Source organism: Roseibium sp. (assembly GCF_039982295.1).
Taxonomy (GTDB): Bacteria; Pseudomonadota; Alphaproteobacteria; order Rhizobiales; family Stappiaceae; genus Roseibium.
Window position 1 is genome coordinate 1 of the sequence record NZ_JBDWYP010000001.1, and the last position, 14988, is coordinate 14988.

Below are 14988 nucleotides of genomic sequence, written 5' to 3' on the forward strand. Positions count from 1 at the left end.
TTGCGGCACAAATCGGCGACCGGGACACCCACCTCATGTTCCTTGAAGATGCCGATAATCTGTTCTTCGCTGAACCTGTTGCGCTTCTTCGATGGGCCAGAGTCTATTGCAAACCGGATTATCTCCAGGGGGGCAACGGCAGATCTGACAGCACCGCGCGACGGGCGATTGCTCAACCCGCTCCGAATGGCGGAAACACCAATCAGGCTCAACTCGCAGCTGGATCAAAGTTCAGTGGCAGGTCACAAACCGCAACACTCTTCGACACAAAGCACTCAGCCCGGAACAATCACTACATTCGAGGCATCTCGCCGCGATTCAGTAGAGGGCGTGGAGAGGACAGAAAATGAACCTATAGCTTTCTCTAACACATCGATATTCTTCTTGATCCCGGCGTTTTCGCCCTTTCCATCCAACATGGCATCCATGTCTTCTTTTCTCGTCGGCGCGTCATTTTCAGGAAACCCTTGTGCGCCGAACGCTTCAAACGCCGCCCCAATCGCAGGCTCAAATGCGTTTTTGATTCTTGTTATTTCGCCTCCCCAAATCTGATGACAGACAGCAGCCGTCTCTATATCTTCTCGAAGAAATTTCAGCTTTTCCCTATATTTAAGCAAATTCGGAGATTCACTATTTCGCAGAGAATCAATTCTCTTCTGCAAGCGAAGTTGTCTCTTTTTTTGCGCGATCAGGTCGGCCTGAAATTCTCTTGATTCTTTTTTCGCGGCCCTTAGGGCGTCGTTTATATAAGTTTTGTCTGAATAGAATTGCTTCTTGTCTCGACCATTTTCAACCGAATAGCGAGAATTTTTGACATATCTAATCCTTACCCGCCTCGTTTCCGGCGCCGCCTGTCTAAGACGGGACTTGAATTCCACGAGGTCCTTCCCGTAAAAGGTCCTATCTTCCCAATCCATGTAGGCCGTTTTTATTCTCGAAGGAGCATCCCACACGCCCTCGCGAAAATCAGAAAACTTATCGCTGACGAGACCGCACACAGAGAACACATATGACCCGGCATTGCCAATTAATACTGATGGAGGACTTATTATACTCACTGCTTCAGCTCTCTCGTCTTGGTGATTAAATACAAAGGCCAGCCTCCGCGTCGCAAGTCATCAGCTCGACGCCCAACCAGGCAACCACGCTCTTCTTGTATTCCCGCATAACATTGACGGCACACGCCGCAACAACGACGATAGCTCTTGCGTATAAGCGAAGATCTTCGGCCTCTATGCTGTACCAATTGTGACCGCATGAGCGCCGTGAGGAGAGCTTTCGATCCCATTGCTTCTTAAAGTTCAATCAGCGACAAGCGGAGCGGGAACTTGCGCCCCTTATGAGCTATCGGTGTCCAGGATTACATCGGCGTATACTGCCAGAACCGAAGACAATCGGACATCATGCCGGATCAGAGCCTGCGCTGCGCAATCGAGACAGAAGCACCTCAGATTTCGAAAGTATCGCTTTGTCTTCGACCTTGTCTTTCAGGCTGAGGACTGTATTGAAATCCTCAGTCGCTTCTGTGTGATCTCCCGCTGAAAATCGGGCGAGGCCCGAGAAATAGTACCCAAGCGGGTTGCCCGGCTCCAGACCAATCATCAGGCTTGCGAAAGGGATCGCCTGTTCGAAAAGTCGGAGCATCAGCAGGCAGTTGGTCAAGCCCTGATGGACACGATAGTCGAGCGGATCAATCTCTGCCCCAAGCAGGTAGAGGCAAATTGCATCCGACAGTTTGCCAGCTCGGGCTCTGGTGTTTGCCACGCCCAAGACGAACTCGATATCTTCAGGAAATTGGTTTGCGGTGCCCACGCCCAGGTTTCCAGCAATCTGGGCTACCTGCGACAGCATTGTATGGCTGCCAGCTTCATTGTTTGACATGGCTCTGCCTATTTCTGAGTTATAGAGGCTCTAGGGCTGGAAAATCAGCGCGCCCGGGTAATCCTGCGTTAATTCGGCCTCACCTCCATGCCCCGCTCCATGCAGAAGACCTTTGAACGCCTCCGCGCTTGACGCCACCTCGGAAACCAGATGCGCCAAGCGCGATATGTCAGTCTCATCATAGCGATGGAAGCCCTTTATCAGCACTCGCTGCGCCGCCCTGCCCTCTGCCATGTCAAGGCAAACCAGCACGTCGCGTTGCAAGCTTTGAGCAAGATTGGCCTTCAGCAGTCCCTCGATTTCCGCAACTTCCAAGGCCGTCGAGCGTGTCAAGAATCCGACTTCCGCCTCAAGCTCGATCACACGCCCCCCTGGACCGTCTTTCAGCAAGACCTGCTCCGAACCGACTAAAATCGCGAAAAAACCGCCTGCCGCAAGCGCGGGTGGCTCGATTTCAAGATGATGACAGAGGTCGTAAACAACCTCATCGAACGCAGGAACCATCTTAACGCTAGTCCTTCCAGCGAAGCCGGACAAAAAAACCGGCGGCCGCCCACCAGCGGCCAGCCCTCCCGCAACTCTGACAGGGTTGCGGGAGGACAGCACCTTCGTCAGGCCGACGGGTTGGCGATCGCGCGCAACCTGTCGACTTTGACCTGGTTGAGCGCTTCGATCGCTTTTGCCAGCGGATCGAAACCGTTCTGGATTCGTGCCTGGGCGTGTGAGCGCTCGAATTCGCCTTCGCCGCGAATTTTTTCGGCAAGGGCACCCAATTCGGTCGCATCGGCCGTCGCGAGTCTGGACCCCTCGCGGTCGTTCATGGACAAAAGCTCTCCCAGAGCATTCATGAGCTGGGAAACAGCACCGATCGTCGGCCCCATGAGCGCCAGCTTAGCACTACGTTCAAACGAACGCGCTGTATCGGGATTCATTTTGTCCGAAAAGTTGTTTTTGGCCGTAGCGTCGACCGTTCCAGGATCGCCGTCACCACCTGGGGCTTTCGCTTGAGAGGCGGTGCTGGCGGGAGCCTCGGCGGTCTTGGCGACAGGCTGCGGCACAGACGCGTTTTTGCTTACAGGAGCCGGCACGAAAGCGTCGTTCGGCTGCGTCGTTGCCGATGTTTGCGTCGTGACGTTGGCGTCTGCCCTTGCCCCCGGCCGAGTCAGGCCGGCGCTGGAATTCGACGGCGGCGATGCCGCAGGCGTGCTCGGCGTTCCCGCGGGTCCCGTCGGGTTGGTTGCACCGGTCCTGGCGCCGGGACTAAGCAACTCCGAACTGGTTTTTGAATTAGACGGACTAGACATTGACCATTTCAAGGCAACACCGGCCGCAATAATGGTTACGCCGGCACCGACAATCTGCAGAGACGAGCGGATGAGCGTCGATTTCCTCTCTTTTTCAGCGGAATCACGCTCCTTGACCGACTTGCGAAGCATCAGACCCTCGGTCAGATTATGGTCGGCGACCTGCTGGTCGCGTGCAGACTTCCAGTCCAGTGCGTTGCTTTCCACCAGCGCTGCCGAGGCACGCCGCGCTGCGTCGAATTCGGCAACCGACCCTGAAAAAACAGCGGTCGAGCCCGTCGCACTCGTGCGTTCCGACGCATAGCTTCCGTTCTTTCGGTACTTCTCGAGACGAACGAGCATTTCGTCAGAAGCTTCCACTGCCAGAGCATCCGGCAAATGGGAAATCAATTTCGATTGGAGTGCGGCTTCCATCGGAAGCGAGGCCGACTTTGCCCTTGCAACACCCATGGCAGAGGATGCGGTCGCGGCAAGCGTATCGTAAGAGCGCGGCACAGAGCCTGTCTGGTTCGCGGCGAGATGTTCAGTATACGTGCTTTCGTTGATTACTTGTGTAGCCATTATAACTATTGACCTTTCAGAACTTGCAGGAAACCGAACTTATGCGTAGAGCATTTTGGAGTAGGTTCTTGCATTGTCGTTGAGGGATTTCAGGTTTTCACCGACCAGTCCGTTCATTCTCCGACTTTCCTCGGAGTACTTCTTGATAAAGATGTCAGTGTATTCCTTGAGCTGCTCCGTGAGCGCCTGAAGGAACGTTGCGTCCGAATTCAGACGCCCCGCATCCGCCTGCCTGTTCGCAGCTTTGATGGTGGCAGCACTTGAAACAATGGACGTAACTGCGCCGACCGCCTGGTTTGCTGCGGTCGCCATCCCTAAGACCATCACCAGCTTCGCGGATTCAGCAAGCGCAGAGGAACCTGCGTGTAACATTCCGCCAACGGACACAACCGCACAGGCCAGCATGACGCTCATCATGATGTATTGCGCCTTTTCGGACAGAAAACCCTTGCCGTCTTCGCTGCACAAGGCCGTGATGGAATCCGCGGTCATGATCGCACCGAGAATACCCGACAACACCAACGCCCCGCCGGCCATCGCCAGGGCGCCAAGCGGAGCGCCAACGGCTGTCGCACACAGAACCGCACCCAGCGCAATCGACAAGACTGCGCCAATCGCGCTAAAGGCAGCCCCGATTTTAGACCAGAAATTCGCTTTTTTCTGCTCCCGGACCATTTCCTCGGTTTTCTTGATCGCGGTTTCCAGCTTCTCGACTTTCTCCGCCAGAACGCTTCGGGACTTCGCGACGAGGTTGTTCGCGCTTATGACCATATTGTTTGCGAAGTCGTCCAGGCTTTTGGAAATCACAGCCTGACCACGCTCCTCGACCGCATCGGCCTTTTTGTCGAACAGGCCCGAGAAGGAACCGAGAATGGCAAGGTAGTTCGCCTGACCCGCGGAAGTTTGCGCGGTCGTGGCAGAAGGCACGTCAGACGCAAGTCCGGAGCCGACGCCGATTGCAACACGCTTGGCAGCCCCCACATAATCGCCTCTGGCAACGTCCAACCCGGCGCCGATTGCGAGCCCCGCTGCTTGCTCAGTCTTCTTGATCAGTTCTTCCATAGTTTTCCCTTCCTCATCCTCGAGAAGTTGTTAACTGGCTTAGCTTGCCAGCGCCTTGGGCGAAACGATCGTGCGCAGTTCCCTTGCACGACGCCTCGCGACAGCGTTTACGGGGCTATTCCCGGCAAGCTCGATCGCATGGTCAAGCGCGACTTTCGCGTCGACGAATTCGCCCGAGGCCATCATGCATTCGCCAAGACGGACGTATGGCTCGGGCCCATCCATGCCCAAAGCCATCGACATGACATAAAGTTTGGCGGCAACGTCGAACTGCTCACGGATCTGGAAGGTCGTCGAGAGAGCATAAATGTACCGCCCCTCAATCGGATCCAGCCGGCAAAGCCGTTCGAAACTCACCGCCGCCTTGCCGACATCTCCCGCGCAGAGAAAATCGTACCCCTCTCTGAGGCGGCGCTCCAACTCAGCATCGGAAATTTTCAAAGCAAGTTTGGGAAGAACACCCGATCGAAGCGCTGAATGCGTCGCCTCGTCGAGAACCCCCTGCTCCTTGAGCGTCTCGAACGTGTTATCAAGGACGGGCAGCAACTGGGAAATTGAGTTCCCGACCTTAGTGGCCGCTGACCATTCGAAATCCAGAATCGACACGTTGCTGACCTTTTTGTAGCTACGGTGGTGGAAAGCTACATTCGCACGCCGCCGGTGAGTTGACGTGTGCTGAATAGCACAGGCAGGGCCGGAAAAAGTTCTGGATGCTTTTTTGGAGTTCCAAGATTCTCTGCGCCCCGCTCGGCGCGTCACCGCAAGAAGCAATTCGCTTTATGTTTGCAGTGTCGTCGATCCCGCAAATCCGGGCGTTTTCCGGGCTATTGCTACGATTGTCTGCTAGACCATCGCTTCCGAAACGCCCTGTTAACCATGAACTGACTCGGCCATTGCCGGTGTCTATCCGACGCACGTTTAACTACTTTCTGGTTAACCCCTCCCCCCTTCCCCCTCCCAATTAGGTCACTGCAAAGCTCTTTTCAGGCCAGTTTAGGACGGCATTGAATGTTCTAAATAGCACTTGGTCAGCAAGTTTTATCGCTTGAACTCGATCAAATGAGGACGCGCCATTTCCGGGACAAATTCACCATCATCGAAACCGGTTGCGTTAAAGAACCGCTTGGCTTTCCGCGGGAGTGGCTTGTGGTCCGCGACGCAACTCATATCTCTGGGTAGAGCGTATCGCGTATAGCCAGAGAGTTCGGCACCACAAATGGAATGGTCCGCCCCACGCCCCGGAGTAAGCTTTTGTGGCATTGGCAGCAAAAGGAGAGAAAGGATACGGAGCAAACCATTATCCGAAGCGAATGCCAACGGAATCGACATTGGTAGAAAGTGAGCCCCACCTCGCTGCAGTCGATCGTGATGGTGTCGTGATCCAGCGTTCCAAGTTCGGGTGCGATACATTCCATTCGTTTTTCGACATGGCTCCCGGATCCCTTATCGGCTTGACACACAACGCAGACGTGACGATCCGTAGGCTGGCGACCATTCCCGGGCTCGAGCTCGCCCTGGCGGAGCATTCGATCGGGGAGGGCAGACCGTTCTTGGGATCAGCAGACACGGAAATGAATATGCGCGGCGTCTGATAATGCGCGGCGCTCTATCCTATTTCCTGCATCTGAGCCGCAAAAGCCAGGCCCTGGGCCGCGTATCGAACGCGCAGGAAGCCCGCACTCATCGCAACAATGCCGTTGTCGCCCTAGCCAATAAGTTGACGAGGATTGCCTGGGCAATCCGGACACGTCGCGGTTCGGTCTATCTTCAAGCCGAGATGCAACGGCATAAACTAGAACCTTGCCGCACAACTCATTACAAGGGATGCGAAAACCAAACGGCTGACTGATCAGAAACCCGATACATTTAGGCAAGCCAGTGCGCCATCCACCAGAGCCTTGCGTTAGCGCCGCGGAGCACACAATTTTTAGTGTTAGAACCTCTGATACCAGAAGCAGTCGGATCACAATCCCGATACTGGTGAAACTAACCCGAGCACCCCATGAGCGCGCCAGAAGCTACAAGCCGCACTGGAGGACAACGCCCTCCACCCTGAAAGCGCGCCTGCCGGAACTCATAGTGCAACGCTTCGGAGGGCGGCATGGCGCAACCGCACGCTCCGCAAACCTTCTGCTTAGCTGCGCTACCAAAGGTTATAGCAATTGCTATATTAAGGACGCCACCTGGGTTAGTGAAGGGACGCCGCTGGCGCAAACCTCACAGCGACTGACGCCTGCTCAAACAAACCCGCTTCGAGCGACAGAGCCTGGGTACGATTAAGGCTTAACCTAAACTGACGCGTAAACCGCCTAGGGAAGAGCCGCACCCCCTAGCAAACCGAAGCGACCTTGCGGCGGCCTTGGCGCCACCCAATTTCAACGCAAAGAACACCTCTTCACGTACGGCATAAAGCTAATAATTTATGACAACCGCCAAGCGCCATCGCTCAACCCCAAATCCCGAGCCGGATACGCAGCGATCATACAAGTTCAAAGAGCCCAGATGTGAACGCCCCATATTTCTTTATCCTGGTTCAGCACCTTCAGGGAGAAGCATGAGGCTTCTGGACTAAACGAGGATAGTCAAGTTGGAAATATAGCAGTTGCTATATTTCCAACTTGACGAAACAGCCCAATCTGAGCAGATCGAGGGCAATAACAAACCGGAGCCGTGACTACCTGCACTCGTTGACGAACGCGGGCAGTCACGTTTAAACATCATCACTTTATGGGAGACAGAAGGTCCGGATTAACTACTAGGTTACGCACGCCATGTGCACGTGTTTCATCAAAAGGGTTGTCCGACAACCATCGATCAAGCGACGCGATGCTCACCTTTACGACGCGCGGGCGCACACTCCACGTAACCTGATAGGGAGAGCCGATTTCATTGAACGATGGGCCAGTGGTCGATCCCGCATACACAACAGGCGTTCCCAGATCCACTGGCAGATTTGGCGTCTGGTTTAATCTACCCCGCCGTTGGATAAGAGCCATTTCACCGAACTCAGCGCCCCCTGGACCGCCTACCAGAACCGCAACAACAGCCTCCACACGAAGCTGAGGATTGGCAATCGTCTTGCTCAGACAAGTCCCGAGGCCGTTGCCAAGCGTTGCCCGGGCACTGGAGTAGACAAAATGAATCTCAATAGTATCGCCAGGGACCAAACCTGCTTTCTCGACGGCATCTAACCTGACGTCATCCTTTGCCAGCTCTAACGCGCTCAGGCGGCCATCGTAGGTGAAGCCGGTCCCATAGCCACCGCCGTCGCCGTTCCCGGCAAACTTGGTGAACTCACCGCCTTTGTGTTCGGCATTCTTATGAAAATGAATATCGCAGAGCGTCATGTCGGCGGCATTCGGGGCAGCGCCGAAAACTCGCCGGTTCCGACCCGCGTGTCGGTCGATATCACGCGGTGACTGAGGGCCAAACTCTTGTCCTTCCGTCGCCGCCGCCAGCGCAGCGCGCTGCAGCTTGATGACTTCGTCGGAAACAGTGGCACGGCTCTTCGCCGTCGCGATCAATGTCCCGTGTAGTAAACCCGCCAGCGAGAACCAGAAAACAAGAGTCGAGAACATCCGTTTCATGTCTTAACCTTTCCTTAACCATAATAGCGCTGAGGCAGGGTACTTTCGCGCATGGCGACAGCGAGTGCTCGCGCTTCAGGACAAATGTCGCCTTCGCCTCTGAGCGTCAATGTCTTGTGTTTCATTGTGATCCTCAAACAAGATTTTGTCTGCCTGCGACAGAAGCGTCCAATAGGGCCGATTCGAGGTGTCCCGTTCTTTCAACCTTCCTGTCCTGTCGCGGTTCAGGCAATCACCCGTCAACCTACGGGGAGTGCAAGACCAAAGGCATTTGAGTTGAAGCTGTGCAAAACGTGACGCAACCATTCTGTATGATCCGGCTGGGTGATAAAATCACTGCAACCGGATGAAAGATGCGGCAACGCCAATGCAACTCAACCTGTTCCCGACCACCGTGCATATGCGGTGTATCGACCCGAGCCGCAACAAGCGGCGCTATTACCGCATGTCCGTTCAGCGGAACCTTTTCGGCGAGTGGGAGCTCAGCAGGGAATGGGGCAGAATAGGCCACACTGGCCGCCTGCGCCGGGACGTTTTTGCCTCCCCGGGCTGCGCCCTCGACGCCATGCGCGACCTCGTCATACGAAAAACTCGCCGTGGCTATGCCGCCTGATGCCTCTCATCCGCCTGACCGGACGCGGGCAAAAAAATGGCCGGCAGTGCTGATTTGCACTACCGGCCTATGGGCAATCGACACCGCCTAGAGGGAGGAGGTCTCAACGGCGTCGATCGCAAAGACTTTCTGAAAGTTATTTTTGTGACTTCCAACAATTGCCTTCTGTTACTCTGTTTGCCGGCCAATCTCTTGCCGGTGAAAGCAACCTAGTCGGCAATCGGCCCCGACACCTGTGCCGACTGTCACAAGTCTCAAGGGGCTCCGATTTTCCCCGTTAGATGTGCGTTCTGCGGAGGTTGTTCATCCGGATTGAAAGCCTGAAGGTGTTTGCGCCCAAGCACTCACCGAAAGGTTTCAAGGATGAACAACCCACACAAGAATGCCCGAACTGTTCCCCATCAACGCCTCTGGGTCGAGGGGAGATGATCCGCCGGATCGTTGAAGAAGGACGTCCGCTCAAGACGGTGGCGGCAGAGTTTGGCCTGAGCGAGCGGCGAACCCGGGAATGGCTGAGGCGCTACAGGGCGCTACAGGGCGCTACAGGGCGCTTGGGGCGCTTGGGGCCGCGGGGCTTGAGAACAGGTCTTCCAGGCCGCGCACCGTCGCCAACAAGACCATGGCGCTTCAGATCAGTGCGATCAGGCGTTTGCGCCGGGACTATCGGATGACCGGGGCCGAGATCGGCGAGAAGCTGGACCTTGCCCGCTCGACGGTTGCCGGATGGTTGGCCCGCCTTGCCTATGTCTAGGTTTCGCCCAACGAAACCCGCCTGTCGACAACCGGCTTCCTGATCCGGGCGGTGCGTTGGTTCAAGGCGCGGGGCGTCAAGGTAGAGCGGGTGATGACCGACAATGGCCCCGGTTACACTGCCAAACTGTTCCGAAGAACGCTCGACCGACTTGCCATCCGACACATCAGAACCCGGCCATACGCACCCAGAACCAACGGCCAGGCCGAGCGCTTCATCCAGACAATGTCTCGGAAATGGGCCTACGCCATTTCGTTCAAATCGTCCCTGACACGCGAAGCCGACCTGCCAAGATGGCTTGACTGGTACAATGCAAAGCGGCCACACATGGGCATCAAAGGCAAAACGCCACTTCAGGTCCTAAACGGAACAACCTGATCAGAAACCACACCTAGATCACGCACTTCATTAAATACGATCCAAATCCGTGCTGGTGCAAGCTCTACGCCTGCCATGTAGTTGCGGAGTTACTTCCATGTGACTGTCGGCACAGCCGTAGCGCTTCGCGCCCACCACATTAGGACAAGCGGCGCTCGCAGGAAGCGGATGCGGCGCCAATGGAAACCAAACCCGACCTAGGAACTGTCCAAAGGCGTGATGCGTCTCAGATTTCACGTCCACCGAAAGGAAACAGATCGATGACCGATCAATCCATCTCATCCCGGCACCGCCCGGCGGTCCCTGCCAAGGCCTTTCGCCTGTCTATGATCCCAGGATTTCAGCACCTTAAAAATCTTTTTGGAAATCATTGCAAGCGCCAAGTCTATCTCGAATTGCTGAGCTATCCCGATGACCGCCTGAAGGATGTTAACCTGAGGCGCGAGCAGGTTGTCGCAGCCCTGAAATCGGTCGGCGGGGATATGCCGCCGTCAAAGCCACAAACTGCCCCTCTTCAGACCGGGACCTGGTGCTGAAAACCGTGGCATCAGATTGACTGCATCCGATGGTTCAACGCCGCTTTCTTGGTGGGGCGTGTCAAGCAAACCCGAACGCGCTGCAACTTACAAGCGGCGCCGGTCCTCGAAAAGGGCAACATGCATTGTTGGATTGCCCTAGCGGCGGTCGACACCACGGTGCGAGAGGACCCCCCCCCCCCGACCTCCGGAACTCTTTTGAACCCGACCGGGGAGGGGAGGGGAGGTGGAACAGAGGCCACCGGCATACCAGCGCAACAGCCCAGCCTCCGTCACACAACCAGCCTAGGCTCCACCCGAACTCTCTGTCATGCAAAAAAACGGCCCCAGCTGTATCAAACGACACAGCAACGCGCGACCCATTGCAATTATCTAAGTGCAAATGGTCTTCCACTAAGTGGAAGTGGTGGAGGTGCGTAGGCCGCTGCCTCCAGCGGCTCTCGTTCCCTGGGCCTGGGCAAGCTCTGAAACTGCCTGATTTTCTGCGTTCACGGAAGGCGCAGGTGTGTCCTGCTTCTTCCATGAGCGTAATTCGGCAAGGCTGATTGCTGATCTGGACCCGGGGGCGGTACCCGGCAGCTCCACCATAAGTGCACGTTGAAAGGTGCATTCTTTCTGGGGCTGAAACAGGATCGACAGGCAGACAAGATGCTAAGACGCGCTCCGGCAAGACACCACCGTTATCGGTTCAATGTTTGTAAATGCAAACACCAAAGCAGTCGTTTTTGATAACGACAACGCGCCGGCTACTGAAATGAAAGTAGCTTAAACGGAGCCCGGCCGGGGCTTGGCAACAGAACCCGGCCACCTTTTCACGCGCAATATTTGGAATTGGGGACATGTCAGATTAGGCTGCACGTCGCTCTGGCGCGGTCTTGACGGCTACGCCGTCGACGAATTTGATGCCTTTGACGACAATCGGCAACTGACATTCGCCGTTCAGCTGCCGCCATTATCTTGTAGCGGCCATGACCCGCTAGAAAACCATGAACCTTACCGTTTTGTGCGACAGGCTGTCCTTGGTGCGATTTGTCCGGCGCCAGATTGTGGCGAAGGCGCTTTCTATCGGGTTTGATGTGCGGATGCTCTGCCAATGGTCGGCCGGGACGTCGTAGAAAGTCAGCAATTCGTGGTGATCCTTGACCAGGCATTGTTTTGCCTTGGGGTATTTCGCCTCGTATGTCTCAATGAACAGATCGAATGCTGCGCGGGCATTCTCGCACGTTTCTACTTGCCCAATTTCATGCAGCATCTTCTTTGCCTCTGGCTGGGTCTGCTTGGGCAGATAATTCAGCACGTTGACCGTGTTATGCATCCAACAGCGCTGTTGGGGTGTAGTCGGGAAGATCTCCTCAAGTCCGACCCAGAACCCCATGGCCCAGTCACTGGTGACCAGTTTCGGGGAGGCAAGACCGCGGCCTGTCAAAGACCGCAGGGCCTCACGCCAGCTCTGTGTGCTTTCGCGAACGCCATCTTCAATGGCCAGCAAATGCTTCTGTCCGCGTGCGTTGATGCCGATTACGACCAGCATACAGAGCCGGTCATCGGCGCCGCGCGGGCCGCTTTAGATGCCACCGACTCGGGTGTAGCGTCAGTCATCGCGGTTCAGATCCGCCCTGCGCCAATCCTCATATTCCGCGCCCAATTGGTCTTTCGCACATAAGGCGGCACAAGTGCTGAGTGGAACGCCACAGCCTTGCCGTCTTTCGCCCGAACTTTCGGCACTTTGACAAACACCGGCCCAATCCCCGTCTGAACGGCGCGTTCCGGGTGATGCCCGCTGCCGACAACCCCAGCGCGGCCATCGGTTGTGCGCCTGTCCGCAAACTCGGCCAAAAAGGCACTTCTCTCAGCTTAAAAAACCGCTTGCGGAAGCTCCCGTGCGCCCTTCAGCAAAAAATCGGTCAGCGGGGCCTTGACGGTGTCTCAACCAGAGAAGTCGATGATGGTAGCGTCGTCCATGGTGGTACGGCTTCGAAAAGGTTGGCTGGAGGTTTGGCAACACCATTCCAACCAGATGCACCGCCGCCGCTCAAACCACCTGAACACCAGACCCACTCATAGCTCAAGGGTATCCTGTGAGAGCTTTACTCTCCGGCAAATTCACGGCGGTTCAAGTTAGTGTCCGCGTGGCGTAGATGGGAATCCCTTTGAGCAACACGGTGAATGAAAAGGGAGTGCCGAATGATACAGTTCCTGCGCTCATGCTGAGCTATCTATCTTCTGGAGATGTTGAGAAACAGCTTGGCAGTGAAGTAACATCAAGTTGATTCAAGGAGTGCATTTTGACAGAGACAGGCATAACAATCCAAAATATTCGTCAGAAACCTCAGCACTTAGTTGACGACAGTTTTGATAGCAAACGGTCGGCCCGTGTGAAAACAGAGCGAGCCTCGCTTTCATCACCTTTGAGAAAGCTGGCAGACGGCGCAAATTTCCTGGGGCGAAAAGTCGTCTATTTCGGTAAGGGTGCGCGAGATCGGCTTTATCCTAAGTACGTGCGCCAACATCGGGGCGGCACCGCACCTACGCTACATCGGACGTTGGCCGCGCGAAACAAAAAGCCCGTGTTCGGCTTTGTTGCGTCTGGGTGGCGGAAGGTCACGTTAATCTGGAGAAGCCCCTACATCAGGCTGGGATTGTTGGAGCGACGCCTTGCGCAGGGCAAGGCATTCAGCCCTGCTTTTCATTCTTTAAGGCCACGCGCATACCCCAAAATCGAGCGTGCCGCCGATAACAATGCTGATAACGTCTTCAACTTCTTTAACGCGAAGCTAAACGTTTTGGAGCAAGAATCCGGTGAATTGCGCGTGCCCATGTCCGATGGTAGGCGCGCCTCACTAGAGGCTCGGCGCGATAAAGCTGATTGGGATTATTGTGGACGAGACGGGGACTACTATGTCTTTAAGGGCAAGGTCAATGCGTTGCTCGCCGGACTGGTGAAGGAGTTCGGTGAACGCGCCGGTTCCTATTCCCACGCGGATGTAACCCGCCTGAAAAGCGAGATGCGCGGGCTTATGAACGACGTTGCAACAAAAGTTTCTCAGGCAGCGGACGGAAACAAACTTGTCGACGTAGACAAGATTCTAAGCGAATGTACACTTGCATGGAGGAAAGACAGCAAGGTTTTCCGCTTCGACAGTGAAGACGGTTGTCAGATCTCCCGACCGCAGAGCGCTTCGGCCCCTGAGGAAGGCATAGACGATATAATATAGCCCGGTAAGTTGATAGGGAGCCGGGGCGCGTACTTTCCCTTTGCCCTCTCAACGTTGCCATGCGGCGCTGAGAGGGACGGCTAGCGGAGCGCCCAGACTAATGACAACTAGCAACACGATCTGAATCACAAAAAGAAAACTATTGCAAAACCGGGCGGCCCACAACTGGCAATCTCCGTGTGATTAGTCGTACTGACGACCATTTGTATCTGTTCTATCAAATATCAGAAGATGATGGTGTCGCCTCCAATCAGCAGAGAAATGTTGCGAGCATGCAGCAAGACTATGAAACACACCCAGGTTGACGTCAGCCTAATCGACTGCACCACCGATATGGTGACGGTCCATGTCAGTAACGATGGGGCACTGAATCAGACCTGACAGCTCTGATCAGCTCCGTTTACGCTACCACTGTTTAATTTTTGGCCGTGCTAGGGCGCGAACAATTGATGTTTACGGCAAATCAACCGGGCCCTGAAACCGAATTTCAAATGGAAAAGTAGATAATGTCGATCGCGCTCAGCATAGCCCTGTTTTTCATGATTTGGTGGGTCGTTCTATTTGGCGTATTGCCCTTTGGCATAAAGCGGAGCCAAGAAGAGGCTGGGAATGTGGTCCCCGGATCTGCGGAAAGCGCACCGGATCAACCTTTGATGGGCCGGGTCATCATTTTAACGACTGCGGTAACATGCATCTTGTTTGGGGCCTATTCGTGGTTGCATCTGTCAGATTTCAGCTTGGACGACATTCCTTTTCTTACTCCTCCGAGTCTGAGATGCGAAAAGTGCTGATCCAGCGCCGTAATGCTCAAATCCTGAGCAGGCGTGCAACGCTCCCATACGCGGACTTTTGGCATCATGAGATACGCTCGAACGTCGGACGTGCGAGCGAAATCATCTTCTCCCGGAACCGAGATGTCAGTCCGGCTCTCGGTTCGCTGATTGTCCAGGGTGCGTGATCTAGAGCATTTCCCAAGAAGTCTGAATCGGGTTGGATTCCCTTTTATGGCGAATTGTGCTTCAAACTGAGGGCTGGACAAGGAGGCCAGCCTTCATGACGCGACCTCTATCGATTGACTTGCGCAAGCGTTTGATTGATGC

Annotated in this window: 14 protein-coding genes, 1 other RNA gene and 1 pseudogene; 7 read left to right on the top strand and 9 right to left on the bottom strand. The window is 55.2% G+C overall.

The window, feature by feature from the left end; translation table 11 throughout:
- The 7 genes from ABJZ52_RS00005 to ABJZ52_RS00035 form a co-directional block, all read right to left on the bottom strand.
- Positions 1-107: transposase (locus tag ABJZ52_RS00005; RefSeq protein WP_348187904.1), on the bottom strand; the 107-nt coding region annotated here is incomplete at its 3' end.
- Between the two features lie 168 nt (positions 108-275).
- Positions 276-878, bottom strand: a complete 603-nt coding sequence (locus tag ABJZ52_RS00010; RefSeq protein WP_348187877.1) for a hypothetical protein — start codon at positions 876-878, stop codon at positions 276-278.
- Between the two features lie 523 nt (positions 879-1401).
- Entirely contained in the window at positions 1402-1881 is a 480-nt protein-coding gene (locus tag ABJZ52_RS00015) for a tetratricopeptide repeat protein (RefSeq protein ID WP_348187879.1), read from the bottom strand.
- 30 nt (positions 1882-1911) lie between these two features.
- On the bottom strand, positions 1912-2385 hold the full coding sequence (locus tag ABJZ52_RS00020) for a hypothetical protein (protein ID WP_348187881.1): 474 nt from the start codon (positions 2383-2385) through the stop codon (positions 1912-1914).
- A gap of 107 nt (positions 2386-2492) precedes the next feature.
- Positions 2493-3746: a hypothetical protein gene (locus ABJZ52_RS00025; RefSeq protein WP_348187884.1), complete on the bottom strand. Its 1254-nt coding sequence runs from the start codon at positions 3744-3746 to the stop codon at positions 2493-2495.
- A 39-nt stretch (positions 3747-3785) separates the two neighbouring features.
- Complete coding sequence (locus ABJZ52_RS00030; protein WP_348187886.1) at positions 3786-4808, bottom strand: hypothetical protein; 1023 nt, start codon at positions 4806-4808, stop codon at positions 3786-3788.
- Positions 4809-4847: 39 nt separating this feature from the next.
- A complete protein-coding gene (locus ABJZ52_RS00035; RefSeq protein WP_348312404.1) occupies positions 4848-5414 on the bottom strand; it encodes a hypothetical protein in 567 nt (188 codons plus the stop codon).
- A 722-nt stretch (positions 5415-6136) separates the two neighbouring features.
- Here ABJZ52_RS00035 and ABJZ52_RS00040 point away from each other — a divergent pair.
- On the top strand, positions 6137-6400 hold the full coding sequence (locus tag ABJZ52_RS00040) for a hypothetical protein (protein ID WP_348187888.1): 264 nt from the start codon (positions 6137-6139) through the stop codon (positions 6398-6400).
- 1128 nt (positions 6401-7528) lie between these two features.
- On the opposite strand, the gene ABJZ52_RS00045 is transcribed toward ABJZ52_RS00040, so the two are convergent.
- Positions 7529-8395, bottom strand: a complete 867-nt coding sequence (locus tag ABJZ52_RS00045) for a delta-class carbonic anhydrase (RefSeq protein ID WP_348187891.1) — start codon at positions 8393-8395, stop codon at positions 7529-7531.
- 367 nt (positions 8396-8762) lie between these two features.
- Between ABJZ52_RS00045 and ABJZ52_RS00050 the strand changes: the two genes are divergently transcribed.
- The 4 genes from ABJZ52_RS00050 (at position 8763) to ssrA (ending at position 11482) form a co-directional block, all read left to right on the top strand.
- Positions 8763-9008 (top strand): WGR domain-containing protein, encoded by a 246-nt coding sequence (locus ABJZ52_RS00050; protein ID WP_348187022.1) that lies wholly within the window; start codon positions 8763-8765, stop codon positions 9006-9008.
- Positions 9009-9516: 508 nt separating this feature from the next.
- Positions 9517-9759, top strand: coding sequence for a hypothetical protein (locus ABJZ52_RS00055; protein ID WP_348187894.1), 243 nt, complete (start codon positions 9517-9519; stop codon positions 9757-9759).
- Positions 9760-9852: 93 nt separating this feature from the next.
- The gene (locus tag ABJZ52_RS00060; RefSeq protein WP_348187896.1) at positions 9853-10137 is read left to right on the top strand and encodes an integrase core domain-containing protein; all 285 of its coding nucleotides are present in this window, start codon (positions 9853-9855) and stop codon (positions 10135-10137) included.
- Positions 10138-11132: 995 nt separating this feature from the next.
- Positions 11133-11482, top strand: a transfer-messenger RNA (tmRNA) gene (ssrA, locus tag ABJZ52_RS00065).
- Positions 11483-11520: 38 nt separating this feature from the next.
- Here the strand turns inward: ssrA and ABJZ52_RS00070 are convergent.
- A pseudogene (locus ABJZ52_RS00070) lies at positions 11521-12581 on the bottom strand (IS256 family transposase).
- Positions 12582-12958: 377 nt separating this feature from the next.
- On the opposite strand from ABJZ52_RS00070, the gene ABJZ52_RS00075 reads away from it, so the two are divergent.
- On the top strand, positions 12959-13888 hold the full coding sequence (locus ABJZ52_RS00075; RefSeq protein ID WP_348187899.1) for a hypothetical protein: 930 nt from the start codon (positions 12959-12961) through the stop codon (positions 13886-13888).
- Between the two features lie 506 nt (positions 13889-14394).
- Entirely contained in the window at positions 14395-14679 is a 285-nt protein-coding gene (locus tag ABJZ52_RS00080; RefSeq protein ID WP_348187902.1) for a DUF1467 family protein, read from the top strand.
- Positions 14680-14988: the final 309 nt, after the last annotated feature.

Excerpts from the sequence above, each read along its gene's own strand:
- ABJZ52_RS00050 (WP_348187022.1), top strand. The coding sequence starts at position 8,763 with ATGCAACTCAACCTGTTCCCGACCACCGTGCATATGCGGTGTATCGAC.
- ABJZ52_RS00045 (WP_348187891.1), bottom strand. The coding sequence starts at position 8,395 with ATGAAACGGATGTTCTCGACTCTTGTTTTCTGGTTCTCGCTGGCGGGT.
- ABJZ52_RS00055 (WP_348187894.1), top strand. The coding sequence starts at position 9,517 with ATGGCTGAGGCGCTACAGGGCGCTACAGGGCGCTACAGGGCGCTTGGG.
- ABJZ52_RS00020 (WP_348187881.1), bottom strand. The coding sequence starts at position 2,385 with ATGGTTCCTGCGTTCGATGAGGTTGTTTACGACCTCTGTCATCATCTT.
- ABJZ52_RS00060 (WP_348187896.1), top strand. The coding sequence starts at position 9,853 with ATGACCGACAATGGCCCCGGTTACACTGCCAAACTGTTCCGAAGAACG.
- ABJZ52_RS00015 (WP_348187879.1), bottom strand. The coding sequence starts at position 1,881 with ATGTCAAACAATGAAGCTGGCAGCCATACAATGCTGTCGCAGGTAGCC.
- ABJZ52_RS00080 (WP_348187902.1), top strand. The coding sequence starts at position 14,395 with ATGTCGATCGCGCTCAGCATAGCCCTGTTTTTCATGATTTGGTGGGTC.
- ABJZ52_RS00025 (WP_348187884.1), bottom strand. The coding sequence starts at position 3,746 with ATGGCTACACAAGTAATCAACGAAAGCACGTATACTGAACATCTCGCC.
- ABJZ52_RS00030 (WP_348187886.1), bottom strand. The coding sequence starts at position 4,808 with ATGGAAGAACTGATCAAGAAGACTGAGCAAGCAGCGGGGCTCGCAATC.